This window comes from Tabrizicola aquatica, from assembly GCF_002900975.1.
Lineage (GTDB): Bacteria > Pseudomonadota > Alphaproteobacteria > Rhodobacterales > Rhodobacteraceae > Tabrizicola > Tabrizicola aquatica.
Map to the genome: position 1 here is coordinate 64129 of NZ_PJON01000006.1, position 25558 is coordinate 89686.

The 25558-nt window shown below is 66.0% G+C and carries 24 protein-coding genes; 19 read left to right on the forward strand and 5 right to left on the reverse strand.

Going from position 1 to position 25558, the window contains the following annotated elements; translation table 11 throughout:
• Positions 1-54 precede the first annotated feature (54 nt).
• The 7 genes from dapB to CXR42_RS18130 all read left to right on the forward strand — a co-directional run bounded on the left by dapB (position 55) and on the right by CXR42_RS18130 (position 8513).
• Positions 55-864, forward strand: coding sequence for a 4-hydroxy-tetrahydrodipicolinate reductase (dapB, locus tag CXR42_RS18100; protein WP_103258999.1), 810 nt, complete (start codon positions 55-57; stop codon positions 862-864).
• Positions 865-921: 57 nt separating this feature from the next.
• Positions 922-1284, forward strand: a complete 363-nt coding sequence (locus CXR42_RS18105; protein WP_103259000.1) for a dihydrodipicolinate reductase — start codon at positions 922-924, stop codon at positions 1282-1284.
• A 129-nt stretch (positions 1285-1413) separates the two neighbouring features.
• A complete protein-coding gene (locus tag CXR42_RS18110; RefSeq protein WP_103259001.1) occupies positions 1414-3333 on the forward strand; it encodes an extracellular solute-binding protein in 1920 nt (639 codons plus the stop codon).
• An 18-nt stretch (positions 3334-3351) separates the two neighbouring features.
• Positions 3352-4494: a microcin C ABC transporter permease YejB gene (locus CXR42_RS18115; protein WP_103259002.1), complete on the forward strand. Its 1143-nt coding sequence runs from the start codon at positions 3352-3354 to the stop codon at positions 4492-4494.
• Positions 4494-5612 (forward strand): ABC transporter permease, encoded by a 1119-nt coding sequence (locus CXR42_RS18120; protein WP_103259003.1) that lies wholly within the window; start codon positions 4494-4496, stop codon positions 5610-5612. The genes CXR42_RS18115 and CXR42_RS18120 overlap by 1 nt, the downstream gene beginning before the upstream one ends.
• 10 nt (positions 5613-5622) lie before the next feature.
• Positions 5623-7293 (forward strand): ABC transporter ATP-binding protein, encoded by a 1671-nt coding sequence (locus CXR42_RS18125; RefSeq protein WP_103259004.1) that lies wholly within the window; start codon positions 5623-5625, stop codon positions 7291-7293.
• Positions 7290-8513, forward strand: a complete 1224-nt coding sequence (locus CXR42_RS18130) for a glycosyltransferase (protein ID WP_103259005.1) — start codon at positions 7290-7292, stop codon at positions 8511-8513. Before CXR42_RS18125 ends, CXR42_RS18130 begins: the two co-directional genes overlap by 4 nt.
• 71 nt (positions 8514-8584) lie before the next feature.
• Here CXR42_RS18130 and hemN read toward each other — a convergent pair whose 3' ends face one another.
• Positions 8585-9940 carry an oxygen-independent coproporphyrinogen III oxidase gene (hemN, locus tag CXR42_RS18135; protein WP_103259006.1) on the reverse strand — a complete coding sequence of 452 codons (1356 nt, stop codon included), beginning with the start codon at positions 9938-9940 and terminating at the stop codon, positions 8585-8587.
• A 62-nt stretch (positions 9941-10002) separates the two neighbouring features.
• On the opposite strand from hemN, the gene fnrL reads away from it, so the two are divergent.
• The 3 genes from fnrL (at position 10003) to CXR42_RS18150 (ending at position 12244) form a co-directional block, all read left to right on the forward strand.
• Positions 10003-10740 carry a transcriptional regulator FnrL gene (fnrL, locus tag CXR42_RS18140; RefSeq protein WP_103259007.1) on the forward strand — a complete coding sequence of 246 codons (738 nt, stop codon included), beginning with the start codon at positions 10003-10005 and terminating at the stop codon, positions 10738-10740.
• Between the two features lie 90 nt (positions 10741-10830).
• Entirely contained in the window at positions 10831-11745 is a 915-nt protein-coding gene (locus CXR42_RS18145; protein ID WP_103259008.1) for a PhzF family phenazine biosynthesis protein, read from the forward strand.
• A gap of 136 nt (positions 11746-11881) precedes the next feature.
• A complete protein-coding gene (locus CXR42_RS18150; protein ID WP_180996108.1) occupies positions 11882-12244 on the forward strand; it encodes a hypothetical protein in 363 nt (120 codons plus the stop codon).
• 173 nt (positions 12245-12417) lie between these two features.
• Here CXR42_RS18150 and CXR42_RS18155 read toward each other — a convergent pair whose 3' ends face one another.
• The gene (locus tag CXR42_RS18155) at positions 12418-13263 is read right to left on the reverse strand and encodes a universal stress protein (RefSeq protein WP_103259010.1); all 846 of its coding nucleotides are present in this window, start codon (positions 13261-13263) and stop codon (positions 12418-12420) included.
• A 206-nt stretch (positions 13264-13469) separates the two neighbouring features.
• Between CXR42_RS18155 and ccoN the strand changes: the two genes are divergently transcribed.
• The 8 genes from ccoN (at position 13470) to ccoS (ending at position 21430) form a co-directional block, all read left to right on the forward strand.
• Entirely contained in the window at positions 13470-15068 is a 1599-nt protein-coding gene (gene ccoN / locus CXR42_RS18160; RefSeq protein WP_103259011.1) for a cytochrome-c oxidase, cbb3-type subunit I, read from the forward strand.
• 12 nt (positions 15069-15080) lie between these two features.
• A complete protein-coding gene (gene ccoO / locus CXR42_RS18165) occupies positions 15081-15824 on the forward strand; it encodes a cytochrome-c oxidase, cbb3-type subunit II (protein ID WP_103259012.1) in 744 nt (247 codons plus the stop codon).
• 10 nt (positions 15825-15834) lie between these two features.
• Positions 15835-16026, forward strand: a complete 192-nt coding sequence (locus tag CXR42_RS18170) for a cbb3-type cytochrome c oxidase subunit 3 (RefSeq protein WP_103259013.1) — start codon at positions 15835-15837, stop codon at positions 16024-16026.
• A 3-nt stretch (positions 16027-16029) separates the two neighbouring features.
• Positions 16030-17007 carry a cytochrome-c oxidase, cbb3-type subunit III gene (gene ccoP / locus CXR42_RS18175; RefSeq protein ID WP_103259014.1) on the forward strand — a complete coding sequence of 326 codons (978 nt, stop codon included), beginning with the start codon at positions 16030-16032 and terminating at the stop codon, positions 17005-17007.
• 144 nt (positions 17008-17151) lie between these two features.
• Positions 17152-18618, forward strand: a complete 1467-nt coding sequence (ccoG, locus tag CXR42_RS18180) for a cytochrome c oxidase accessory protein CcoG (RefSeq protein ID WP_103259015.1) — start codon at positions 17152-17154, stop codon at positions 18616-18618.
• Positions 18611-19063: a FixH family protein gene (locus tag CXR42_RS18185; RefSeq protein ID WP_103259016.1), complete on the forward strand. Its 453-nt coding sequence runs from the start codon at positions 18611-18613 to the stop codon at positions 19061-19063. The genes ccoG and CXR42_RS18185 overlap by 8 nt, the downstream gene beginning before the upstream one ends.
• Positions 19064-19070: 7 nt before the next feature.
• Positions 19071-21272, forward strand: a complete 2202-nt coding sequence (locus tag CXR42_RS18190; protein ID WP_103259017.1) for a heavy metal translocating P-type ATPase — start codon at positions 19071-19073, stop codon at positions 21270-21272.
• On the forward strand, positions 21272-21430 hold the full coding sequence (ccoS, locus tag CXR42_RS18195; RefSeq protein ID WP_103259018.1) for a cbb3-type cytochrome oxidase assembly protein CcoS: 159 nt from the start codon (positions 21272-21274) through the stop codon (positions 21428-21430). Before CXR42_RS18190 ends, ccoS begins: the two co-directional genes overlap by 1 nt.
• Positions 21431-21512: 82 nt before the next feature.
• On the opposite strand, the gene CXR42_RS18200 is transcribed toward ccoS, so the two are convergent.
• The 3 genes from CXR42_RS18200 to CXR42_RS18210 all read right to left on the reverse strand — a co-directional run bounded on the left by CXR42_RS18200 (position 21513) and on the right by CXR42_RS18210 (position 25071).
• Positions 21513-22187 carry a fumarylacetoacetate hydrolase family protein gene (locus CXR42_RS18200; RefSeq protein WP_103259019.1) on the reverse strand — a complete coding sequence of 225 codons (675 nt, stop codon included), beginning with the start codon at positions 22185-22187 and terminating at the stop codon, positions 21513-21515.
• 4 nt (positions 22188-22191) lie between these two features.
• Complete coding sequence (locus CXR42_RS19975) at positions 22192-24225, reverse strand: D-alanyl-D-alanine carboxypeptidase family protein (RefSeq protein WP_103259020.1); 2034 nt, start codon at positions 24223-24225, stop codon at positions 22192-22194.
• A 138-nt stretch (positions 24226-24363) separates the two neighbouring features.
• Positions 24364-25071, reverse strand: coding sequence for an HAD family hydrolase (locus CXR42_RS18210; RefSeq protein ID WP_103259021.1), 708 nt, complete (start codon positions 25069-25071; stop codon positions 24364-24366).
• Positions 25072-25202: 131 nt separating this feature from the next.
• Between CXR42_RS18210 and clpS the strand changes: the two genes are divergently transcribed.
• Complete coding sequence (gene clpS / locus CXR42_RS18215; RefSeq protein WP_180996109.1) at positions 25203-25550, forward strand: ATP-dependent Clp protease adapter ClpS; 348 nt, start codon at positions 25203-25205, stop codon at positions 25548-25550.
• The last annotated feature ends 8 nt before the right edge of the window (positions 25551-25558 follow it).

Consider the following 25558-nt stretch of genomic DNA (forward strand, 5'->3'; position numbering starts at 1 on the left):
CTTCTCACGCCTGCGGGAAGCGGCTAGGGAAGGGCAAATCCAAGGGAGTGCGGCATGGGTGATCTTCCTGGCCTTGTGGTGACTGGCGCGTCGGGGCGCATGGGGCAGACGCTGATCCGGCTGGCGCAGGGCAGCGACAAGCTGCGGCTGGTCGGTTGCGTCGAACGTGCGGGCCACGCCTGGATCGGCCGCGATGTGGGCGAGGCGACGGGCGGTGCCCTGGTGGGCGTCAAGGTGACCGACGATCCGCTGGAGGCGTTTGCCAAGGCGCAGGCGGTGGTCGACTTCACCTCTCCGGCGGCCACGGTGGAATTCGCCGCGCTGGCGGCACAGGCCCGCGCGGTGCATGTGATCGGGACCACGGGGCTGGAGGCCGCACATCTGGCCAAGATCGAGGCCGCCAGCCGCCATGCGGTGATCGTACGGGCCGGGAACATGTCGCTGGGGGTCAACCTCTTGGTCCGGCTGACGCAGAAGGTGGCCCAGGCGCTGGACGCCGATTGGGACGTGGAGATCGTCGAGGCGCATCACCGGATGAAGGTGGACGCGCCCTCGGGCACGGCGCTGATGCTGGGTCAGGCCGCCGCCGATGGCCGTGGCATCGACCTGGAGGAGGCCAGGGTCTCGGGCCGCGACGGCATCACCGGGGCGCGGGAGCGCGGGACCATCGGCTTTTCGGCGATCCGTGGTGGGGATGTCGTGGGCGAGCATGACGTGATCTTTGCCGCCGAGGGCGAGCGCATCGTGCTGCGCCATCTGGCGACCGACCGCAGCATATTTGCCCGCGGCGCGCTAAGGGCGGCCATCTGGGGGCAGGGCCGCAAGCCGGGTCAATACGACATGATGGACGTGCTGGGGATCTGAGACTCATCCGTCTGGGCCTGCCCTGCGTAATAGCTGGGTCTGTGCCCGGAGGATGCGATGCTGCGCCTGCTTTTCGTGCTGTCCCTGCTGGCCGCCCCGGTTTCGGCGACGGCGAACGACTTTGAGCCTGTCCGCGAGGAGGGCAAGTTCCTGGATTTGGTCAAGGACCGCGTCCTGCGGATCGGGCTTTACAACCTGTCGATCAACGTCCTTCCGGACGGCAGCATCAAGGGTTCGGCCCTGGGGTGGGAGATCACCGGGAAATGGACCTGGAGCGACGGCTATTTCTGCCGCGAGATGGACTGGAGCGGGACACCCATCGAATACAACTGCCAGCTTGTCGAAGCACAAGGTGCCGAGAAGGTGCGCTTTACGGTTGACCGGGGCGCGGGCGACTCGGCCGTATTCCGGCTGCGCTAGTGGTTGCTCGTGCGTTGGGCGGTGGTGCGCCAATCACGCAAATGCGCGGGCCGGTCGCGGCTTGTTGGCTCGACAAAGCCGCGAATAGGATCAATGAATAGGAAAGGTTGACCCAGGGGGGAGTGGCTGATGCGGAAGGCAAGACCGGCGGTGGTGCGGGCGCAGGCAGTGCGGCGGGCGGCATACGGGCCGCTGCTGGCGACCGGCACCGCGATCCTGGCCCTGGCGGCAACGACCCTGGCGCTGCGGGCCGAAACGGTGATCGTGTCGCACGGCATTTCCACCTTCGGCGACCTCGCCCTTCCGGCCGACTTCACGCATCTGCCCTACGTCAACCCAGATGCCCCTAAGGGTGGCGAGATCAGCCAGTGGGCACCGGGCAGCTTTGACAGCTTCAACCCCTATGCCATCGCCGGCAATGCGGCGGCGCTGTCCTCGATCTTCTACGAATCCATCCTGTCCGGCACCGCCGACGACGTCAGCGCCGCCTACTGCCTTTTGTGCGAGACGATGGAATACCCCGAGGACCGGTCCTGGGTGATCTTCAACCTGCGCAAGGATGTGAAATTCTCGGACGGCACGCCCATGACGGCCGAGGATGTTCTGTTCAGCCACAACCTGTTCATGGAGAAGGGCATCCCCGAATACCGCAGCGTGGCGGGCGGCAAGTTCGAAAAGGTCGAGGTGCTGGACCCCTACCGCATCAAGTTCACCTTCACCCCCGGCACCCCCTTCCGCGACATGCCGGCCCAGGCGGGTGGGACGACGATCTTCTCGAAAAAGCACTACGAAGAGAACAACCGCGATCTGGAGAAATCCAGCCTGGAGCCGTTCCTGGGCACGGGCGCCTATGTGCTGGAAAGCTTCGATCCCGGCCGCCAGATCATCTACAAGCGGGACGAGGATTACTGGGGCGAAACCCACCCGCTGAACGTCGGCCAGAACAACTTTGACCGCATCCGCATCGAATATTTCGGCGACGACAATGCCGCGATGGAGGCGTTCAAGGCCGGCGTCTACACCTTCCGCAACGAGAGCCTGCCCAAGCGCTGGGCGACCGAATACCAATTCCCCGCCGTGCAGGCCGGGGATGTGGTGACCGAAGTCCTGCCCTCGGGCAACATCGCCGGCGGTCAGGCGGTAATCTACAACCTGCGCCGCGCCCAGTTCCAGGACCCGCGGGTGCGTGAGGCGATCGGGCTGATGTTCAACTTTGAATGGTCGAACAAGTCGCTGTTCTATGGCCTGTTCAGCCGGATCAACTCGATCTGGGAAAACTCGGAACTTGCCGCGACCGGCACGCCCACGCCGGGCGAGGTGGCGCTACTGCAGCCCCTGGTGGACGAGGGCCTGCTCCCGGCCAGCATCCTGACGGATGAGGCGGTGATGGCGCCCGTATCCTCGGAAGATCGTGCGCTGGACCGGGGCAACCTGCGCCGCGCCTCGGCCCTTCTGGACGAGGCCGGCTGGGTCGCGGGCGACGACGGCGTCCGCCGCAACGCGACCGGAGAGACGTTGCGGATGGAGATGATCCATTCCCGCACCGACCTGTTGCCGGTGATGAACGCCTATGTCGAAAACCTGCTGGCGCTGGGCGTCGATGCCAGCTTTGACATCATCGATGACCCGCAACTGCAGGAACGGGCCAGCCCGCCCAACTTCGACTTCGACGCGGTGCCAACAGCGGTTGTGAACGGTGGGCTGGAACCCGGTGGCGTGCTGAAGCAGGCCTGGGCCAGCGTGGCCAAGGACAACTCCAGCCGCAACCGGATGGGCTATGCCGATCCGGCGGTGGACCGACTGCTGGACCAGGTCGAAGCCGCCACCACGCGTGAGGAACTGCACACTGCCGTCCGCGCGCTGGACCGGGTGCTGCGGTCGCAGTTCGTCCTGGTGCCGCGCTATTACAAGCGGGACAACTGGGTCGCCTACTACAACATGTACGAACGCCCCGAGACTTTGCCCCCATATGCGCTGGGCGAGATGTCGTTCTGGTGGTACAACGCCGAAAAAGCCGAGGCGCTGAAAGCCAAGGGTGCGTTAAGGTAACAGGAACGGTCGGCAGTTTTGGGCGGCTACATCCTTCGACGGCTACTTCTGGTGATCCCGACGTTGTTCGGGGTCATGTTGATCAATTTTGCGCTGACCCAGTTCGTCCCCGGCGGCCCGATCGACCAGATCCGCGCCCGGCTGGAGGGCGAGGGCGACTCGATCCAGAACATCGCCGGCACCGAAGGCGGCGGGGTCCAGGAAGAGGACTCGGGCTATGTCGGCGCGCGGGGCTTGCCGCCGGAATTCCTGGCCAAGCTGGAGGTGCAGTTCGGCTTCGCCCGCATCGTCTGCGACGAGGGCTTTGTCGGGGTGCCCAGCCTGACCGCCGAGGAATGCCGCAAAGAGCAGATCCCCGCGGTCGAGCGGTTCTTCATCATGATGGGCAACTACCTGACGCTGGATTTCGGCGAAAGCTACTTCCGGTCGATCAGCGTGGTCGATCTGGTGCTGGAAAAGATGCCGGTTTCCATCACGCTGGGCCTGTGGTCCACCCTGATCGCCTATCTGATCTCGATCCCGCTTGGCATCCGCAAGGCGGTCCGCGACGGGTCCAGCTTCGACACCTGGACCAGCGGAATCATCATCGCGGCCTATGCGATCCCCGGCTTCCTGTTTGCCATCATGCTGATGGTGGTCTTTGCCGGCGGGTCCTATTTCCAGTGGTTCCCCCTGCGCGGCCTGACCTCGGACGGGTGGGAGGATTTTCCCTGGTACCAGAAGATCACCGATTACCTGTGGCACATCATCCTGCCGGTTACCGCCCAGCTGATCAGCGCCTTTGCGACGCTGACCTTGCTGACAAAGAACAGCTTTCTGGACGAGATCAAGAAGCAGTACGTGATGACCGCCCGCGCCAAGGGCCTGTCCGAGGCGCGGGTGCTGTATGGCCATGTGTTCCGCAACGCGATGCTGATCGTGATCGCCGGTTTCCCCAGCCTGTTCCTGGGGGTGTTCTTCGGGTCCAGCCTGATCATCGAGTTCATCTTCTCGCTGGATGGGCTGGGACAGCTTGGCTATCGCTCGGCGGTGGAACGCGACTATCCGGTGATCTTCGGCACGCTCTTTGCCTTCGGGCTGATCGGACTGGTGGTCGGGATCCTTTCGGACCTGATGTATGTGCTGGTCGATCCGCGCATCGACTTTGAAAGGCGCGGTTGATGGCGCCTTTCCGACTGTCCCCCCTGAACCAGCGCCGCTGGCGGAACTTCAAGGCGAACCGGCGGGCCTATTGGTCGCTGTGGATCTTCCTGGTCCTCTACGGCATCTCGCTTTGCGCCGAGTTGATCGCCAACGATCGCCCGATCCTGGTGCGGTATAACGACGAGTATTTTACCCCCGCCTTCCAGTTCTATCCCGAGATCGCCTTCGGCGGCGACCTGCGGACCGAGGCGAAGTATTCCTCGGTCGAGGTGCAGTGCCTGATCATCGCGCAAGGCTCGCTTGACTGCTGGGACGACCCGCAGGGCATCATCGGCGAGGTTCAGGCCAGCGGCACCGCTGCCGGTCAGCCGGTGCAAGCCGGCTGGATCCTGTGGGCGCCGATCCCCTACAGCTACAACACCATCGTCAACACTGGCGGGGTGGCCCCGGGCGCGCCCTCGGCGCAGAACTGGCTGGGCACCGACGACACCAGCCGCGACGTGGCGGCGCGGGTGATCTATGGCTTCCGCCTCTCGGTCACCTTCGCGCTTCTGGTCACGGCACTCACCTCGATCATCGGAATCGCGGCGGGCGCGGTGCAGGGCTATTTCGGCGGCCGGACCGACCTGATCTTCCAGCGGGTGATCGAGCTTTGGTCCTCGGTCCCGACGCTGTATGTCATCATCATCCTGACTGCCGTCTGGTCCAAAAGCTTCTGGCTGATGGTGGGGCTGATGGTGCTGTTCGGCTGGACCGCCCTGGTCGGCGTGGTCCGGGCCGAGTTTCTGCGCGCCCGGAACTTCGAATACGTCCGCGCCGCCCGTGCCCTGGGCGTGCCGGACATGCAGATCATGTTCCGCCACCTGTTGCCGAACGCCATGGTCGCGACGCTGACCATGCTGCCCTTCATCATCACCGGGACCATCGGCTCGCTCGCCATGCTGGACTACCTGGGCTTCGGCCTGCCCACCAGTTCTCCCTCGCTCGGCCAGTTGTCGCGCCAGGCGCAGCAGAACCTGCAATCGCCGCATCTGGCCTTCGTCTCGTTCTTCACCTTTGCCATCATGCTGTCGCTGCTGGTCTTCATCTTCGAAGGCGTCCGCGATGCCTTCGACCCGCGAAAGACGTTCAGATGAGGGCGGGCAGATGAGTGTGCTTGAGGTCCGCGACCTGACCGTAAGCTTCCGCCAGGACGGCCGGGTGATCCAGGCGGTCAAGGGGGTCAGCTTTTCCGTCTCCAAGGGTGAGACGGTGGCGCTGGTCGGCGAAAGCGGCTCGGGCAAGTCGGTGACGGCGCTGTCCACCGTGGGCCTGTTGGGTGACAACGCGCAGGTCACGGGATCCGTCACCTATCGCGGCACGCAGATGGTGGGCGCCGATGAACGTGCGCTGCGCAAGGTGCGGGGCAACGACATCAGCTTCATCTTCCAAGAGCCGATGACCAGCCTGAACCCCCTGCACACGATCGAAAAGCAACTGGCCGAAAGCCTGGCGTTGCACCAGGGCCTGACGGGCGACAAGGCGCGGGCGCGGATCATCGAGTTGATGCAGAAGGTCGGTATTCGCGACGCCGAAAGCCGACTAGGCGCCTATCCGCACCAGCTTTCCGGTGGGCAGCGCCAGCGGGTGATGATCGCCATGGCGCTGGCCAACGGGCCAGAGCTTTTGGTTGCGGATGAACCCACCACCGCGCTGGACGTGACGATCCAGGCGCAGATCCTGGACCTGCTGGCCGATCTGAAAAAGGCCGAGGGGCTGAGCCTTCTGTTCATCACCCACGACCTTGGCATCGTCCGCCGCATCGCCGACCGCGTCTGCGTCATGCAGGGCGGCGAGATCGTGGAACAGGGCCCGACCGCCGAGATCTTCGCCAATCCCCGCCATCCCTATACCCAGAAGCTGCTGGCCGCCGAACAGAAGGGCGGCCCCGATCCCGTGCCCGAAGGCGCGCCGGAAATCGTGCGGACCGAAAGCCTGCGCGTCTGGTTCCCGATCCAGCAGGGCCTTCTGCGCCGCACCGTGGGCCATGTGAAGGCGGTGAACGACGCAACCCTGACCGTCCGCGCGGGCGAGACCCTGGGCATCGTCGGCGAAAGCGGCTCGGGCAAGACGACGCTGGCCCTGGCGATCCTGCGGCTGCTCGACTCGCAGGGGAAGGTCGTGTTCCTGGGCCGCGACATCAGCCGGCTGGACCAGGCCGAAGCCAGCCCCGACGTCCAGCAGTGGGGAGAGCTGGCCGCCGCCGCCCGCGACGCTCTGATTGGCGCCAGGGGCCGCAAGGCGATGCGCGTCATTCGCCGCAACATGCAGGTGGTGTTCCAGGACCCCTACGGCAGCCTTTCGCCGCGCATGACGGTGGAGCAGATCATCGCCGAGGGCCTGGGCGTCCACGGCGTCGAGCCGGGCCGCAACCGGACCGAGATGGTGGCCGAGATCATGGCCGAGGTCGGCCTAGACCCCGCCACGATGGGCCGCTATCCGCATGAATTCAGCGGCGGCCAACGCCAGCGCATCGCCATCGCCCGCGCGATGATCCTGCGGCCCTTGGTCGTGGTGCTGGACGAACCCACCAGTGCGCTGGACATGACGGTGCAGGTCCAGATCGTGCAGCTTCTGCGCGAGTTGCAGCGCAAATGGGGCCTGGCCTACATCTTCATCAGCCATGACCTGCGGGTGATCCGGGCCATGGCCCACAAGGTGATGGTGATGCGGGCCGGCGACATCGTCGAAACCGGCGATTGCGAAACCGTGTTCACCAACCCTTCATCCGATTATACCAAGGCTCTGATGGCGGCTGCCTTCGGACCCGGAATGTGAAGCTTCTTTTCGTCCACCAGAACTTTCCCGGCCAGTTCCTGCACCTCGCGCCCGAGATGCAGCGCCGTGGCCATGACGTGCGGGCGATCACCGAAGCGTCGAACACCCATCGTTCCGCCGTTCCTCTCTTGCGCTACGCCTACAAGCCGCCGCCTGTCGATCCCGGCCAGACCCGCCTGGGCCGCAACTATACCACGATGAGCGACCGGGCGGTCATTGTCGCCCGCTTGGCCCAACGTCTGCGTGCCCAGGGTTATGTGCCCGATGTGATCTACGGCCATTCCGGCTGGGGCGAGACGCTGTTCCTCAAGGAAGTCTGGCCCGAGGCGCGCCTGTTGGTCTTTGCCGAGTTCTACTATCGCGGCGAGGGGGCGGATTCCGGCTTTGACCTGGAGTTTCAGAGCCGCAGCTTCGATCAGGTGATGATTGCCCAGGGCCGCGCCACGCATCTGGGCCAGGCGCTGGTCCACGCCGACCGGGGTCTGTCGCCCACCCGCTGGCAGGCCGACAGCCATCCCCCCCTTCTGCGCCGGAATATCGAGGTCATCTTTGACGGTGTGGATTGCGACCGGTTGGCCCCAAACGCCGCAGCGCAGTTCGCCTTGCCGGACGGTCGCATCCTCAAACGTGGGGACGAGGTGCTGACCTTCGTCAACCGCAACCTTGAGCCCTATCGCGGCTATCACATCTTCATGCGCGCCCTGCCCGATGTTCTGGCCGCCCGGCCGGACGCCCAGGTGGTGATCGTCGGCGGCAATGACGTAAGTTACGGCCAGCCGCCAAAGGACGGCGGCTCGTGGAAGGATCTATTCCTGGCCGAGGTGAAAGACCGGCTGGACCTGTCCCGCGTCAATTTCGTCGGGCAGGTTCCCTATGACCGGCTGGTCGACCTCATGCATGTCAGCCGGGTGCATGCCTATCTGACCTATCCCTTCGTCCTGTCCTGGTCGATGGTCGAAACCTTGGCCGCCGGGACGCTTGTGGTCGGCTCGAACACCCCTCCGGTGGCCGAGGTGATCCAGGATGGCATCACCGGGCGGCTGGTGGATTTCTTCGACGTGCAAGGCTGGTCAGCAGCCCTGACCGACGCGCTGGCCCGGCCCGAGGTCTATCAGCCGATGCGCGCCGCCGCGCAGGCCATGGTACGGGAAAGATACGATCTTCGCTCGGTCTGCCTGCCGCAGCAGATCGACCTCTTGACCCGGCTGGAGAGAAGCTGAGCAGACCGTCCTGGACCCAAGATCCTTAAGCAAGGATTTTGACAAATTTCTTGCTTAAGAAATTTGGCGCCTCAGACCGCCGAAGAATGCCGCGCCTGGGCGCTGTCGTAGGCATCGAAGGACCGGACGATCATCCGGGTCAACGGACGGGCGCGTTCGGGAATGAAGAAGCCCTCATCCGTCACTCGCACCATGTCGCCGAACACGGCTTTCGCAGCCTGGAACATCTCGTCAAGCCGCGCTTCCGTCGTGGCAAAGTTTGCCAGCAGTTCTTCGCGCCGGACGACAAAGTCACACATCAGCGCCTCGATGATCCGGGCGCGCAAGGTGTCCTCGCCGCTGAAGCGGTGGCCTTTGTGCGCCGAGAACCGACCCTCGCGGATCGCCTTCACATGCGCTGCCGTGGCCGAGGCGTTCTGGGCAAAGCCCTGCGGAAAGCGGCTGATGGACGAGGCGCCCACCCCGATCAGCACTGGTGCGGTGTCGTCGGTATAGCCCTGGAAATTCCGCCGCAACCGCCCGGCCGCCTGGGCGCGGGCCATCCCTTCCTCGGGCTTGGCGAAGTGGTCGATGCCGATTTCGCGGTACCCGTCCCAGACGAAAAGCTGGCGCGCGGTCTCGAACAGTGAGAGCCGCTCCTGCGGGGTCGGCATTGCGTCCGAGGGGATCATCTGCTGCCGACGGCTCATCCAGGGAACATGGGCATAACCGTAAAGCGCGACCCGGTCGGGCGAGAGGGTCAGCAGCTTCTGCACCGAATCCGCGATGCGCGGTCCAGTCTGGTGCGGCAGGCCATACAGGATGTCGGCGTTCAGGCTGGCGATGCCCCGGTCGCGGATGCGTTCCACCACGTCACGGGTCAGGGCATAGCTTTGCTCGCGCCCGATCGCGGCCTGGATCATCGGGTCAAAGTCCTGCACCCCGATCGAGGCGCGGTTCATCCCTGCCGCCGCCAGCGCGTCCAGCCGCGGGTCGTCGATCTCGTTCGGGTCGATCTCGACCGAGAATTCGCCATCCGCAGCCATTGGGGCGACCTGGAAGATCGCCTCGGCCAGACGGCTCATCCTTCCGGCGTCCAGCAGAGTTGGCGTCCCCCCGCCCCAGTGCAGCCGCGACAGGCTGACCCCGCGCGGCAGGTGGCGGGCCAGCAGGGCCAGTTCTTCCACCAGGGTCTCGACATAGGCGTTGACCGGGTCGTTGTTCGCCACACCCTGGGTGCGGCAGGCGCAGAACCAGCACAGGCGGCGGCAGAACGGGACGTGGACGTACAGCGAGATCTGGCTGCCCTCGGGGACGGCCTCGATCCAGCCAGTGAAATCGGCCGCTCCGACCGATGTGCCGAAGTGGGGCGCCGTGGGGTACGAGGTGTACCGGGGCACGCGCGCGTCGAATAGCCCCAGGCGGGCGAGTTGCGGATCGTGGGTCATGGGGTTACACTACCCAAAGCGCGCCCCGTCACTTTGACGCAGATCAACCTTTGGAACACCGGATGCAGGACCACTTCGTGCATGTCCAGTGCGGCGACTGCCCCATCCGACACCGAGCGGTCTGTGCCCGGTGTGAAACGGATGAACTCGCCCAGCTGGAGCAGATCAAGTATTACCGCAGCTTCCAGGCGGGCCAGACGATCATCTGGTCCGGCGACCGGATGGAGTTTGTCGGCTCGGTCGTCAGCGGGATCGCCAGTCTGACCCAGACGATGGAGGATGGGCGGCGGCAGATGGTCGGGCTGCTTCTGCCGTCCGATTTCGTCGGCCGGCCCGGACGCTCGACCGCCGCCTTCGATGTCACCGCCACGACCGACGTCGTGATGTGCTGCTTCCGCAAGAAACCGTTCGAGACCCTGATCGCCGAGACCCCCCACATCGCCCAGCGTCTGCTGGAGATGACGCTGGACGAACTGGATGCCGCGCGGGAGTGGATGCTGCTTCTCGGTCGCAAGACCGCGCGGGAGAAGATCGCCTCGCTGATCTCGATCATCGCCCGGCGTGAGGCGGCGCTGCACAAGAAAAAGTCCTCGGGCCAGCTGTCGGTGGACCTGCCCCTGACGCGCGAGGAGATGGCCGACTATCTGGGCCTGACCCTGGAGACGGTCAGCCGGCAGATCAGCGCTTTGAAAAAGGATGGGGTCATCACGCTGGAGGGGAACCGGCATGTCAGCATCCCGGACCTTGACCGCCTGCTCGAAGAGGCGGGGGATGACACCGATGGGGGCATGCTGGTCTGATCTGTCCACGGTGGACAAAGTCTGGTAATCCTTTTGGATCAACGGTTTAATTGTGGCCGTTCATACTTTTGAAAGGTTTGCCGCAAGGCCATGCTGACCTTCCATACCTGCGACGTCTTTACCGACCAGCCCTTTGCCGGGAACCCCTTGGCCATTGTCATGGGTGCCGACAGGTTGACCACGGCGCAGATGCAGACCATCGCGCGCGAGTTCAACCTGTCCGAGACGATCTTCGTTCAGGCGCCGCGGAACCCGGATCATACCGCCCGGGTCCGCATCTTCTTTCCCACGGCCGAGATTCCCTTTGCCGGCCATCCGACCATCGGCTGCGCGATCCACCTGGCCTGTGCCGGGGTGTCGGGCGATTTCGACCGCGACCTGGTACTGGAGGAAGAGGCGGGGCTGGTCCCGGTCCGCGTGTCGCGCCGGGGCACGCAGGTCCGGGCCGAATTCGTCGCCCCCGTCGTGCCGCATGGCGTCAGCGATGCACCAGACCCAAAGGCCGCGCTGGACCCCGCGCGGCTGGCGGCGGCACTGGGTCTTGCCCGCGACGAGATCGGCTTTGGCGCGCATCGTCCCGGCCTTTGGCAGGGCGGGCCGCGTTTCCTTTATGCCCCCGTCGCCTCGCTGGCGGCGCTGGGACGCGCCCGGCCGATCCAGCCGGTCTGGTCCGAGCAGATGCAGGCGGCCGGGGTGGACAGCATCTATCTTTACACCGCCGGGTCCGACTGCGCGTTCCGCGCGCGGATGTTCTCGCCCACGGCCGGCATCCCCGAGGACCCGGCGACCGGATCGGCCAGCGCGATCCTTGCGGCGCAGCTTCTGGCAAGCGGCGCGCTGCCGGAAGGCGAGACGCAGCTGGACTTGCGTCAGGGGGTAGAGATGGGCCGGCCCAGCGAGATCGGGCTGACGGTCCGCGTCACGGATGGACGGCTGACCGAAGTGCGGATCAGCGGCAGCGCCGTTCGCATCGGCGAGGGGCGCATCCGGGTGCCGGTGGCATAAGCTGCAAGGTCTCTGAGCGATACGTCGCTCAGCCCCGCTGTGTTGAAAGGCAAGGTTCGTGATGTTTGTGCTGGGTTTGCGCGGGCGGGAGGGTGTGAGTGTCTTTGTTCGGCTGGTCTTGACCTGGACCGCCGCCATGCTGCTTGCGCTGCATTCCACCGTTGCCATTTCGACCATCGTCGTTCTGTTCAGCCTGGGCGCCACCATCTACGCGGCGTTGGTGGTGCTGAGAAAACGCAAATCCCTTCGGTTCAACAACCGGTTCTCAGAGGAGCATGCCTTTCCGTCCAAGCGCCTGAATGAGCGCCTGAACTTCGGCCTGCACACCTTTGTCCTGTTGTTCTTCTATGTGCCGGGCGCCGCGATGCTGTTGCTGAAGCTGCCAGAACTGACGGTGCCTGAGACCCGGATGGTAACGGGGGGCGCGTTCCGGGTCGGGCACCTGGGCGTTGCCGGGCTGGCCCTGCAGGGCTGGCGCAGGTTCGGCGCGGGTCGGTGACCGGCGTCAAGCGCGGACCAGAACGGTCATTGACGGTTCCATCTTCCGTGGCAACGCCGTCGCCGGGGGCTCGATGCCCCCGACGACGGCAGCCCTTGCAAGGGCAGTGCGCCCCGATCAGTGCGCCCCGATCAGTGCGCCCCGATCAGTGCGCCCCGATCAGTGCGCCCCGGTCAGTGCGCCAGGAACACCGGGATCTCGGCCCCTTCCAGCATGTCGCGGGTGGCGCCGCCCATGATCGCCTCGCGGAAGCGCGAGTGGCCATAGGCGCCCATCACCAGCATTTCGGCATCCAGGTCCCGGATATGGCGCGCCAGCACGTCCGAGACGCGCGGCAGCGAGCGGGCGAGGACCGTGACCTCGGCCCGGATGCCGTGGCGGACCAGAAGCTGGCACAAAAGGCCGCCGGGGTCCGAGCGTTCCGGCCCATGGGTCGGCGGGTCGATCACGACGATCTGGACGTTGTCGGCCCGCTTCAGGAAGGGCATGGCGCGGCGGGTGGCGACCAGCGCCTCGCGGCTTTGGTTCCAGGCGATGATGATGCGGCGCGGCTCGGTGGATTTCATCCCGCTCTCCGGCACGACCAGCACGGGGGCCATGCCCTCGAACAGCGCGGCCTCGGTCAGGGCCTCATCCTCGACGCCACGGGTCTTGCCATAGGGCAGGGGCAGGATCACCAGATCGGAATAGCGCGCCCGGGCCGCGACCACGTCGGTTACGGCGCCAAGCTGGGTCACGACCGATTCCACGCCAAAGCGCAGGTCCGGCGATTGGGCGCCAAGCGCGGCTTTCAGTGCGCCTTCGGCTTCGCGGGCGTCGCTTTCGGCCCGTTCCATCGCGGCGGCGATCATCACGGCGCCCGAGCCGACGTAGGAATAGCCGACCTGGGTCCGGTCCACCCCCAGCGCCAGGGCATCGAGATGGGCGTCCATGCGGATGGCGATCTGGGCGGCGGCGGAGACGGGGGCCAGAAGTCCCTCGGTCGAGGCGGCGACGGTAAGAAGCGATTTGTAGGCCATGGAGCTTTCTCCCATTGGTGATGCCGTACTGTGGCGTCCAGGGTCGGTCACCGCATTGACGCAGGTCAAGCACCGGACTGGGGGAACTTGATTCAGATCATGTCGCCAAGTGCCGCCGCAGCGCAGAAGGAAGCTGTCGAATTGCCCGCCCAAGGTCCGAATCGCAATGGGCCCGGGGGACAGACAGGACGAAGGGACACGAAGACATGTGGGATTACCTAAAACTGGCAGGGCTTGGCCTCGTCGCGGTCTGTGCCGCGATCGCGGCCAATTATGCCCGTGACCTGGCCTATCAGGTCAACGCAATCACGGTGATGCTTGCCGCGGGCATCGCCTTTCTGTGGGTGCTGCGGACCGCCGGCGATCCGAAGCCGAATGTGCAGCACGAATATTTCGACAGCGTGGTCCGGGCCGGGGCCATCGCCACGGCCTTCTGGGGCGCGGTGGGCTTTCTGGTCGGCGTGGTGATCGCGCTGCAGCTGGCCTTTCCGCAGCTGAACTTCGAATGGCTGCACGGCTATGGCAACTTTGGCCGGCTGCGCCCGCTGCACACCAGCGCGGTGATCTTCGCCTTTGGCGGCAATGCGCTGATCATGTCCTCGTTCTACATCGTCCAGCGCACCAGCGCGGCACGCCTGTTCGGCGGCAGCCTGGGGTGGTTCGTGTTCTGGGGCTGGCAGCTGGTGATCGTGCTGGCGGCGACGGGCTATGTCCTGGGTGCCACGCAAAGCAAGGAATATGCCGAGCCGGTCTGGTACGTGGACATCCTGATCACGGTTGTCTGGGTCGCTTTCCTGATCACCTTCATGGGCACGCTCTTCAAGCGCAAGGAACCCCACATCTATGTGGCGAACTGGTTCCTCTTGTCGATGATCCTGACCGTGGCGATGCTGCATCTGGTGAACAACGCGGCGATCCCGGTGTCGATCTTCGGGTCGCAGCAGGTTCAGCTTTACGCGGGCGTGCAGGACGCGATGGTGCAGTGGTGGTACGGCCACAACGCCGTGGGCTTCTTCCTGACCGCGGGCTTCCTGGGGATGATGTACTACTTTGTCCCCAAGCAGGCCGAGCGTCCGGTCTACAGCTACAAGCTGTCGATCATCCACTTCTGGGCGCTGATCTTCCTTTATATCTGGGCCGGTCCGCACCACCTGCACTATACCGCCCTGCCCGAGTGGGCGGCGACGCTGGGCATGGTGTTCTCGGTCATGCTGTGGATGCCGTCGTGGGGCGGGATGATCAACGGGCTGATGACGCTGTCGGGGGCCTGGGACAAGCTGCGCACCGACCCGATCATCCGGATGATGGTCGTCAGCATCGGCTTCTACGGCATGTCGACCTTCGAAGGCCCGATGATGTCGATCAAGGCCGTGAACTCGCTGAGCCACTACACCGACTGGACCATCGGCCACGTCCACTCCGGCGCCTTGGGCTGGAACGGGATGATCACCTTCGGCGTCCTGTACTATCTGGTGCCGCGCCTGTGGAACCGTGAGGGGCTTTACTCCCTCAAACTGGTCAGCTGGCACTTCTGGCTCGCGACGATCGGGATCGTGCTTTATGCCTCGTCGATGTGGGTCACGGGCATCATGGAAGGCCTGATGTGGCGTGAAGTGGATGCGAACGGGTTCCTGGTGAACGCTTTCGCCGACACGGTGGCCGCGAAGTTCCCGATGTATGTCGTGCGGGCCACGGGGGGACTGATGTTCCTGACGGGTGCCCTGATCATGTGCTGGAACCTGTGGATGACGGTGCGCGCGCAGCCTGTACGGGCGACGCAGCACTCGGCCGTTCCGGCAGAATAAGGAAACGGGACTATGGGAATTCTTGACAAGCACAAGGCAATCGAAACCCACGCCACGCTTCTGATGGTCCTCAGCCTTCTGGTTGTAACCATCGGGGGGATCGTTCAGATCGTGCCGCTCTTCTATCTGGAGAACACGATCGAGAAGGTCGAGGGCGTGCGGCCCTATACGCCGCTGGAACTGGCCGGGCAGCAGATCTACATCCGCGAGGGCTGCTATGGCTGCCACAGCCAGATGATCCGCCCCATGCGGGACGAGGTCGAACGCTATGGCCACTACAGCCTGGCGGCGGAATCGGTGAACGACCGGCCGTTCCTGTGGGGGTCCAAGCGCACCGGGCCAGACTTGGCCCGCGTGGGTGGTCGCTACTCGGACGAGTGGCACCAGGACCACTTTGAGAACGCGAAGTCCGTGGTGCCGGAATCGGTGATGCCGCCCTATGGCTTTCTGGCCGACAACGTGATCGACGGCCGTTACGTCGAGGACCTGGTCGCCACCTACCAGATGGCGGGCGTGGACTATAGCGACGAGATGGTGGAAAGCGCCCTCGCTGACTTTACCGTCCAGGCCGATCCGATGGGCGACAGCTCGGGCCTGGAGGAACGCTATGGCGACGCGGCCTTCGGCAATCCGGTGAACGTCCGCAACTTCGACGGCCAGCCCGAACTGACCGAGATGGACGCGCTGATCGCCTATATCCAGGTCCTGGGCACGATGGTCGACTTCTCGACCTACACGCCCGTGGCGACGCGGTAAGGGGGCAAAGATGGAAACCTATTCCTTCCTGCGCCACCTGGCCGACAGCTGGTTCCTTTTGGCGATGACCCTTGGCTTCCTGGGACTGTGCGTCTGGGCCTTCCGGCCCGGCAGCCGGGCCATGCACCAAGAGGTCGCAAGCTCGATCTTCCGCAACGACGACCGTCCTGCGGAAGCCAACCCTGCCCAGAAGGAGGCCTGAGCGATGTGCGCCAAGCCAATAAAGCATGAACCCCGGCAGGTGGAAACGACCGGCCACAGCTGGGACGGTATCGAGGAATACAACAACCCGCTGCCGCGCTGGTGGGTCTGGGTGTTCTACATGACGATCGTCTGGTCGATCGGCTACATGATCTTCTACCCGGCCTGGCCGCTGATCAACGGCGCGACCCAGGGTCTTTGGGGTGAGGAACCTGCGGGCGATACCCGCCTGGCCGTTGCCGAGGAGATCAAGCGCTTTGACGACGCCAACGCGCCGATCAAGGCCAAGCTGATCGCCGCCGACCTGAACGCGATCGGCACCGACCCCGAGCTTGCCGGCTTTGCCGAGAATGCCGGGGCGGCGGTGTTCCGCACCAACTGCTCGACCTGCCACGGGTCGGGTGCGGCCGGTTTCGACGGCAAGGGCTATCCCAACCTGTTGGACGACGACTGGCTGTGGGGCGGTACGATGGAGGACATCCATCTGACCATCACCCACGGCATTCGTTACAACGACGACTCGCGTTATTCGCAGATGCCGGCGTTCGGGACGGATGGCATCCTGGACGAAACCCAGATCGGCCAGGTGGTCGAGCATGTGCTGGCCCTGTCGGGGCAAGAGCATGACGCGGCGCTGGCAGCGGAAGGGGCGGTGCTGTACCTGGACAACTGCTCGGCCTGTCATATGGAGGACGGCTCGGGCGACCGGACGCAGGGCGCGCCGAAGCTGAACGATGCGATCTGGCTGTACGGCGGCAGCCGGGCGGCGATCACCGAGACGGTGGCGAATGCCCGGTTCGGCGTGATGCCCAACTGGAACCAGCGTCTGTCCGAGGACGAGATCCGCGCCGTGTCGTTCTGGGTCCACAGCCGCGGTGGTGGCGAAGAAGCCGCGCCGGCAGAGCCTGAGGTGACGGAAGAGCCTGCGGTGGCCGAGGAGCCTGCAGTAGCGGAAGAGCCTGCCGCGCCCGCCAATCCCTGAGGCGACAAACTTGCGATGATTGGGGGCCTTCGGGCCCCCTTTCCTTTTGGCCGATCACGGGAAGTTGTGCTGCCGTGCCGCATGGCCGGCCCCCGAGGCCGGGCCTATTGATGCAGGTCAAGGCCCACCCCGCCGCAATCGCCGATGCAGAGGCAGCAAGATTCTGCGCCCGCCAGGAGCACTCCCGTGTCCGATACCGAATCCCCTCCCAGCCTCTATGCCGCCCGCGAGCCGATTTTCCCGCGCCGGGTGAAGGGCAGCTTCCGCACGATGAAGTGGTGGATCATGGCGGTGACGCTGGGCATCTACTACATCACCCCCTGGCTGCGCTGGGACCGGGGGCCGGCGCTGCCGGATCAGGCGGTGCTGGTGGACCTGGCGAACCGGCGGTTCTTCTTCTTCATGATCGAGATCTGGCCGCACGAATTCTATTTCGTCGCGGGCCTTTTGATCATGGCGGGGCTGGGGCTGTTCCTGTTTACCAGTGCCGCCGGCCGGGTCTGGTGCGGCTATGCCTGCCCGCAGACCGTCTGGACCGACCTCTTCATCCTGGTCGAACGCTGGATCGAGGGCGACCGCAACGCCCGGCTGCGGTTGCACCGGCAGAAATGGAACGCCGAAAAGGTCCGCAAGCGCGCGGTCAAATGGACGGTCTGGCTGCTGATCGGCCTGGCGACGGGCGGTGCCTGGATCTTCTATTTCACCGATGCGCCCACGCTGCTTGGTGATCTGGTGACCGGCCAGGCCCATCCCATCGCCTATACCACGATGCTGACCCTGACGCTGACCACCTTTGCGTTCGGTGGGTTCGCGCGCGAGCAGATCTGCATCTACGCCTGTCCCTGGCCACGCATCCAGGCCGCGATGGTGGACGAGGATACGCTGACCATCGGCTATCGCGACTGGCGCGGAGAGCCGCGCGGCAAGCAGAACGTGGCGGGCAATGGCGACTGCATCGACTGCATGGCCTGCGTGAACGTCTGCCCGATGGGCATCGACATCCGCGACGGTCAGCAGATGGCCTGCATCACCTGCGGCCTTTGCATCGACGCCTGCAACGACGTGATGGACAAGATCGGCAAGCCGCGTGATCTGATCGGTTACCTTGCCCTGACGGACGAGGTGCGCGAGCGGGCCGGCCAGCCGCCCAAGTCGGTCTGGGCGCATGTATTCCGGCCGCGGACGGTGATGTATACCGTCCTTTGGGCCGGGGTTGGCATCGGGCTGGTGGTGGCGCTGTTCCTGCGCTCTCCCATCGACGTCAACGTGACCCCGGTCCGCAATCCGACCTATGTCACGCTCTCGGACGGGTCGATCCGCAACGCCTATGACCTGCGGCTGCGCAACATGCATGGCGCGGATGCCCTGTTCACCCTGTCCGTGACCTCGGAAGAACCGCTGGCCATCGCGCTGGAGGGGGTCGAGGGGCTGACGGTGACGGTCCCGGCGAATGAGACGATGTCGCAGCGGGTCTATCTGACAGCCACGCCGGGGTCCGAGGCGGCTGATGACGACCGGACCGAGGTGCGCTTCTGGATCGCGGAAGAAGGGACGACGAACCGTGTCCACCATGATACCGTGTTCAACGGAAAGGAAAACGACGATGACTGAGTTGACGGGCAAGCATGTGTTCGCGATCACCGCCGGGGCCTTTGCCGTGATCATCGGCGTGAACGGGGTGCTGGCGTTCCAGGCGGTGAACACCTTCCCCGGGCTGGAGGTGAAGAACTCCTACGTCGCCAGCCAGGGCTTCGAGGCGCGCAAGTCGGCGCAAGAGGCCTTGGGCTGGACCCTGGTGCCGGGCTATGCGGACGGGCAGATCACCCTGGCCTTCTTGGACCGCACGGGCCAGCCGGTCATGGTGCAAGAGTTGCAGGTGCTGGTCGGCCGCACGACCGAGGCGCGCAGCGATGTCTGGCCGGAGTTCACGCCGCAGGGGGCCGCCTATGTCGCCGCTACGCCGCTGGAACGCGGCAAGTGGATGGTAAAGGTCACCGCCCGGGCCGCGGACGGAACGCTGTTCGAACAGCGGTCCGAGCTTTTCGTGCAAGGATAGGGTAACCATGGCCGTCGTCGAGGACTTCGACCAGCAGGCAGGCCGCGCGCCGGTCTCGGCCTGTCCGGCCTGCGTCGTGGTGCCGGCGGCTGAACGCATTGCCGCGCTGCGCGCCGAACGGGCGGGGCGGATCGTCCTGTCGCTGCCGCAGGCCGCTGGCGCGGGGACCATCGCGACGGTCGAGGCGGGGCTGCTGGCGGTGCCGGGGGTCCGGTCGGCGCGGGTCAACCTGACGCAGAAGCGCGTCAGCGTCGAGGCGATGGGCGTCACGGCGTCCGAACTGGTCGCGGTGCTGGCGGGCCTTGGCCACGAGGCGCATGAGCTGGACCCCGGCCTGCTATCCTCGACCGAGACCGACCGGCAGGGGCGCGAACTGCTGATGCGGCTGGGCGTCGCCTTCTTCAGCATGATGAACGTGATGCTGCTGTCGGTCGCCGTCTGGTCGGGGGCCGAGGATGCGACGCGCGACCTGTTCCACTGGATTTCCGGGGCCATTGCGCTGCCGACGGTGGTCTTTGCCGGCCAACCCTTCTTCAAGTCGGCCTGGGCCAGCCTGCGCGCGGGCAAGCTGGGGATGGACGTGCCGATCAGTCTGGCGCTGATCCTGGCCTCGTCGATCTCGGTCTATGAAACCGCGATGTCGGGGCATCACGCCTATTTCGACGCGGCGGTCATGCTGGCCTTCTTCCTGCTCTTGGGCCGCTATCTGGACCACCGCACCCGGGCAATCGCCCGTTCGGCGGCCGAGGAACTGGCGGCGCTGGAAGTGCCCCGCGCCATCGTCCTGCTGGACGGGGCCGAGGTCGAGACGCCCATCGCGGCGGTCGCGGCAGGGGATCTGGTGCTGGTCCGTCCCGGCGCGCGGATGCCGGTGGACGGTGTCGTGGTTGCGGGTGCGTCGGAACTTGACCGCAGCCTTCTGACCGGGGAAAGCCTGCCGATACCGGCGGGCGAGGGCACTGTGGTCAGCGCGGGCGAGGTCAACCTGACGGGTCCCTTGACCGTGCGCGTCACGGCGGCGGGGAAAGAGTCCAGCCTGCACCGGATGGCCGATCTTGTGGCCGTCGCCGAGGGGGCCAAGACGCGCTACACCAGCCTGGCCGACCGCGCGGCCAGGCTTTATTCGCCGCTGGTGCATATCCTGTCGTTCAGCGCATTCGGCTACTGGATGTGGGCGACGGGGGGCGATCTGCGCTATGCGATCAACATTTCGGCCGCGGTGCTGATCATCACCTGCCCCTGCGCGCTGGGTCTTGCGGTGCCGGCGGTGATCACCTCGGCGTCGGGCAAGCTGTTCCGCAAGGGGCTGCTGATCAAGCACGGCACGGCGCTGGAGCGGCTGGCCGAGGTGGATACGGTTGTCTTTGACAAGACCGGGACGCTGACCCTTGGCGTGCCCGAACCGGTGGCGCTGGCCGATCAGCCGCCTGCGGCGGTGGCCGTAGCGGCGGCGCTGGCGGCGGGGTCGTCGCATCCCTTGGCGCGCGCGCTGGCCGAAGGCGCGCGGGGGCTTGGGGTGGTTGCGGCCGAGGTGTCGGACATCCGCGAGGTTCCCGGCCAGGGGGTCGAGGGACAATGGAACGGCACCCGCGTCCGGCTGGGCCGGGCCGACTGGTGCGGGGCGATGCCCCTGCCCGAGACGGCGACCTATCTGAGTGTGGACGGCGCGACCCATGGTTTCGCCTTCACCGATCGCCCCCGCCCGGGCGCGGCCGAGGCGGTGCGCGCCTTGCAGGCGGCGGGCCTGAAGGTCGAGCTTCTGTCCGGCGATGCCGAGGCCCCGGTGCGGGCGCTGGCAGACCGGCTGGGCATTGCCGATTGGCGTGCGGGCGTGCTGCCGGCCGAAAAGGCCGCGCGGGTGGCCGAACTGTCGCGGACCGGTCGGGTGCTGATGGTGGGGGATGGTCTGAACGACACGGCGGCGCTGGCGGCGGCGCATGTGTCGATCTCTCCGGCTTCCGCGCTGGATGCGGCGCGGGTGGCGTCGGATATCGTGCTGCTGGGCCAGGACATGGCGCCAATCGCCGATGCGGTGCGGATCGGCCGACAATCGGCGCGGCGGATGGTCGAGAATTTCCTGATCTCGGGCGGCTACAACGTGGTCGCGGTGCCCCTGGCGCTGGTCGGTCTGGCCACACCGCTGGCGGCGGCGCTGGCCATGTCGCTGTCGTCGATCACGGTGTCCCTGAACGCGATGCGGTTGAAGTAATGGAAATCCTGTCGATCCTGATTCCGGTGTCGCTGTTCCTGGGCGGGATCGGGCTGGTCGCGTTCTTCTGGGCGATGAAGGCGCGGCAGTTCGACGACCCCGAGGGCGATGCGAACCGGATCCTGACCAAGGAATGGGACGACCGGCCGAAGCCCTAGGCGACGGCTCCTCGTGCGACTTCGTCTTCTCGTCGCGGGATGGCCCGCGAGGAGTGCATCAAATGCATCGACGAGCGGCAGGTCAGCCGATGATGACCGTGGCCGATTGCAGCCCGTCGATCTCGACCTTGCAGGTGTCGCCGCGGGTCAGGGGGCCGACCCCGGCAGGCGTCCCGGTGAAGATCAGGTCGCCGGGGGCCAGGCTGACCAGCCGTGACAGGGCGGCGATGATGGCGGCCGGGCTCCAGATCATGTCGGACAGCCGGGCCTCTTGCCGCAGCGCGCCGTTCACGGTGCAGCGCAGCGTGGCATCGGGCAGGGCGCCGGGGCGGATCGGGCCGACGACGGCGGATTTGTCGAAGCCCTTGGACATGTCCCAGGGGCGGCGGTTCGCCTTGGCCTCGGCCTGGAGGTCGCGGCGAGTCAGGTCGTTGCCGGCGGCATGGCCCCAGATCAGCGCCTCGGCCTCGGCTTCGGCGACCATGGCCCCGGCCTTGCCGATGGCAAGGACCAGCTCGCCTTCGTGGTGCAGGTTGCTTGTCGCGGGCGGATAGGGGATGCGGCTGCCGCTTTCGACGACGGCATCGGCGGGCTTGGTGAAGAAGAACGGCGGTTCCTTGCCGTCGCCGCCCATCTCGCGGGCATGTTCGGCGTAGTTGCGGCCGACGCAGAAGATGCGGCGCACGGGGAAGCGTTCGTTGCGGCCGGTGACCGGCAGGGTGACGGTGGGCAGCGCGGGAAAGACCAGGGCGACCATCGGTTTATCCTCCCACGGTTTCGCAAGGCACGGCGCGGGCGCGCAGGCGGCGGCAGGCGAGTTCGGCCTGCTCTTCGGTCAGGCCCATGAAGCTGGCCCGCCAGGCGCCATCGGCCTGGCTGGTCTTGCGCAGCCCTTCGTTCAACGTGGCGCTTTCGGCCAGCGCGGTCTTGAGAAGCGCACGCTCGGCCTCGTACCGCGAGGGGTATTCGCCGACGTTGACCCCGAAGTGACGCCCACCCGAGGTGGACATCACGACGACGACTTCCTCTTGCGCGGCGGCGGGGGTTTCGGCGACCTCGACGGTGTCGAAGATCGGGGCCTGGCGGGCGGGGGCGGTGGCGGCCGGTTCGACCGGGGCCATGGTGGCGGCTGCGGCGACGGTTTCGACGGCGGTGATTTCGGGCAGCGCCTCGGGAAGCGGTTCAGCCAGGGCCAGGTCGATCGGGGCGGGCTCGGGCAGGCCGGGATCGGTCACGACCTCTTCCGGGGTGGCGGCGGCGAGTTCGACCGGCACTTCCTCGGGCACGGGGGATGCGTCGGCCACGGGCGCGAGGGTCTCGGGCCGGGCCTGGGGCTTCAGCTCGGCCAGCGCCGGGTCCGCGACGGCGGCGGCAAGTTCGGTTTCAGCGGGCAATACCGCTTCGGCCAGGGCTGCGGCCTGGGCGTCCAGCGTGCCCGGCGCGGGCGCGGGTTCGGCTGCGGCAAGGGTGGTGTCTGCGGGCACGATGCTGTCGGCAAGGGTGGCGGCCTGGGCGTCCAGCGTGCCCGGCTCGGGCGCAGGTTGGGGCGCGGCGGCGGCAAGTTCGACGGGCGCGGGCAGGGCCTCAACGGCTGGCTCGGCTGCGGGTTCTGCTGCGGCCAGCGCAGTCTCGGGTGCGGCGGCCATCGTTTCGGCCTGGAAGTCCAGCGTGCCGGGAGGGGCAGGTTCGGCGGTGGCCTCGGCCAGGGCGCCGTCGATGCTGGCGGCCATGGCAAGGGCGACCTCGTCCGGGACGGCGGGAACACCGGGCCGCGACTTTGGCCGCGGGCTGGAGGACACGCCACCCGAGACGCGCACCGTCTTGCCGGCACCGCCTTCGGCGTCGATCTCGTCAATCTCAGGCTCGGCCGAGGCAATGAGGGCGTCGGAGGGCAGCGGGGCCGGGGTTTCCGGCGGCTGTTCCTTCACCCGGTTCTTGGCGGCACCAAAGCCGATGTCCATCAGTTCGGCCATCTTGGCGTTGCGGGCGGCGGTCGAGGTGCTGCCGAAAACGGTGGCGATGATGCGCTTGTTGCCGCGCAGGGCCGAGGCGGTCAGGTTGAACCCGGCGGCCGAGGTGTAGCCGGTCTTGATCCCGTCCGCGCCTTCGTAACCGTCCAGGAAGCGCGAGTTGGTGTTGCGCACCTCGGCAATCCCGGCATCGGCGGTGCGACGCGAGAAGATGTTGTAGTACTGCGGGAAGTCGTAGAACAGGTGCCGTCCCAGGATGTTCATGTCGTAGGCCGTGGACAGGTGCCCGTCGGCGGTCAGGCCATGCGCGTTGCGGAAGGTGGTGTCGTGCATCCCCAGGCTGCGGGCGGTCTTGGTCATCCGCTTGGCGAAGGTGGCGGCATCGCCGCTGATATGGTCGCCAATCGCGGCGGCCGCATCGTTGGCCGATTTCACCGCTGCGGCACGGATCAGGTAGCGCAGCGCGATCTTCTGGCCCGGCTTCAACCCCAGGCGCGAGGGCGGCTGTGCGGCGGCGTATTTCGAGACGGTGACGCGAGTGTCCGGCGACAGGCGGCCGGCCTCGATCTCTTGAAACGCGATGTAAAGCGTCATCATCTTGGTCAGCGAGGCCGGGTGCAGCCGCGTTCGCGCGTTCTTTTCGTACAGGATTTCCCCGGTGCGCGCGTCCATCACGATGGCGGCGAAAGGGGCCGCCTGCAGCGGGCTGGTCAGCAGGACCGTGCCGACCACCAGATAGATGAAGACTGCGCGAAGAATACGCCCGACAAGCGATGCCACGTCGCCTATTCCTTTGCCTGTACGGCCCGAGTTTCCCGGTGCCATGTTCTGCCTCGACCCGAAGGCTAGCACAGAGGAACGGTTCCGAAAACCCAAAAATTACAATGGCTTTCGAGGAAGAGTTGATGCAGTTGCCAAGGCGCTGCACCTGGCCATATCTAGCGCCGGTCCGGTTCCGTGGCGCTATCCGTTGCGGCCCGGACGGAGGCTTTCGACCAGTGCGGGCAGGGCGCCCAGGTCCGCCAACTCGTGAAAGCGGCGGTGGCCGGTGGGCGGATCGGCGGCTTCCAGCGCCCAGGTCGGGCCATGTGGGACGTGGACCCCCCAGGCGCCGGACTCCAGCGCCGGGATCACGTCGGATTTCAGCGAGTTGCCGACCATCATCGCCTGGTCGGCCCCCGTCCCGTGGCGGGCGAAGATCGCGCGATAGCTGTCGGCGGTCTTGTGGCTGACGATCTCGACCGCGTCGAACAGGTCGCCCAGGCCGGATTGCGCCAGTTTGCGTTCCTGGTCCAGAAGGTCGCCCTTGGTGATCAGGACGACGCGATAATCGGCGGCAAGGGTGGTCACGGTGGCGCGGACATGGGGCAAAAGCTCGATCGGGTGTTCCAGCATCTCGCGCCCGGCTGCGACAATGTCGCCTATGACGCTGGCGGGAACGCGGGCATCTGTCACCTCGATCGCGGTTTCGATCATCGACAGGGTGAAGCCCTTCACGCCAAAGCCGTAGTGGCCCAGGTTGCGCCTCTCGGCCGCTTCAAGGCGTTCGGCCAGGTGGTGGGGATCGGCGTAGCGTTCAAGCAGTCGGGCGAATCGGTCCTGGGTCAGCCGGAAGAACGCCTCGTTCTGCCAAAGCGTATCGTCCGCGTCGAAGCCGATCGTGGTCAACATTATGCACCTTGCGGCGTCCCATGCGCCGCCCCCCTTTTCGCTGCGGGAAAAGAGGCTATATTTCCCCCACCCGATGCAACCCCCGAATCCTGAAGCCGAGGCGCCTTCCTGTGTCCATGCGACCGCTGACGATGTCTGACAAGCTGGGCGGGCCAGAGGGGCCGGGCGGGCCGGAAGGGCCGGGGAACGACACCTCGTTGCTGACCAAGACCAAGACCAAGACCCAGCGTCCGCCGCTGTACAAGGTTCTTCTCTTGAACGACGACTATACCCCGATGGAATTCGTCGTGCATGTGCTGGAGCGGTTCTTCGGTCTGAACCATGCTCAGGCGTTCGAGATCATGCTGACGGTCCACAAGAAGGGCCTGGCCGTGGTCGGAGTGTTCAGCGCCGAAGTGGCCGAGACCAAGGTCGCGCAGGTCATGGACTTTGCCCGTCGGCATCAGCATCCGCTGCAATGCACGATGGAAAAGGAATGACCGCGCCA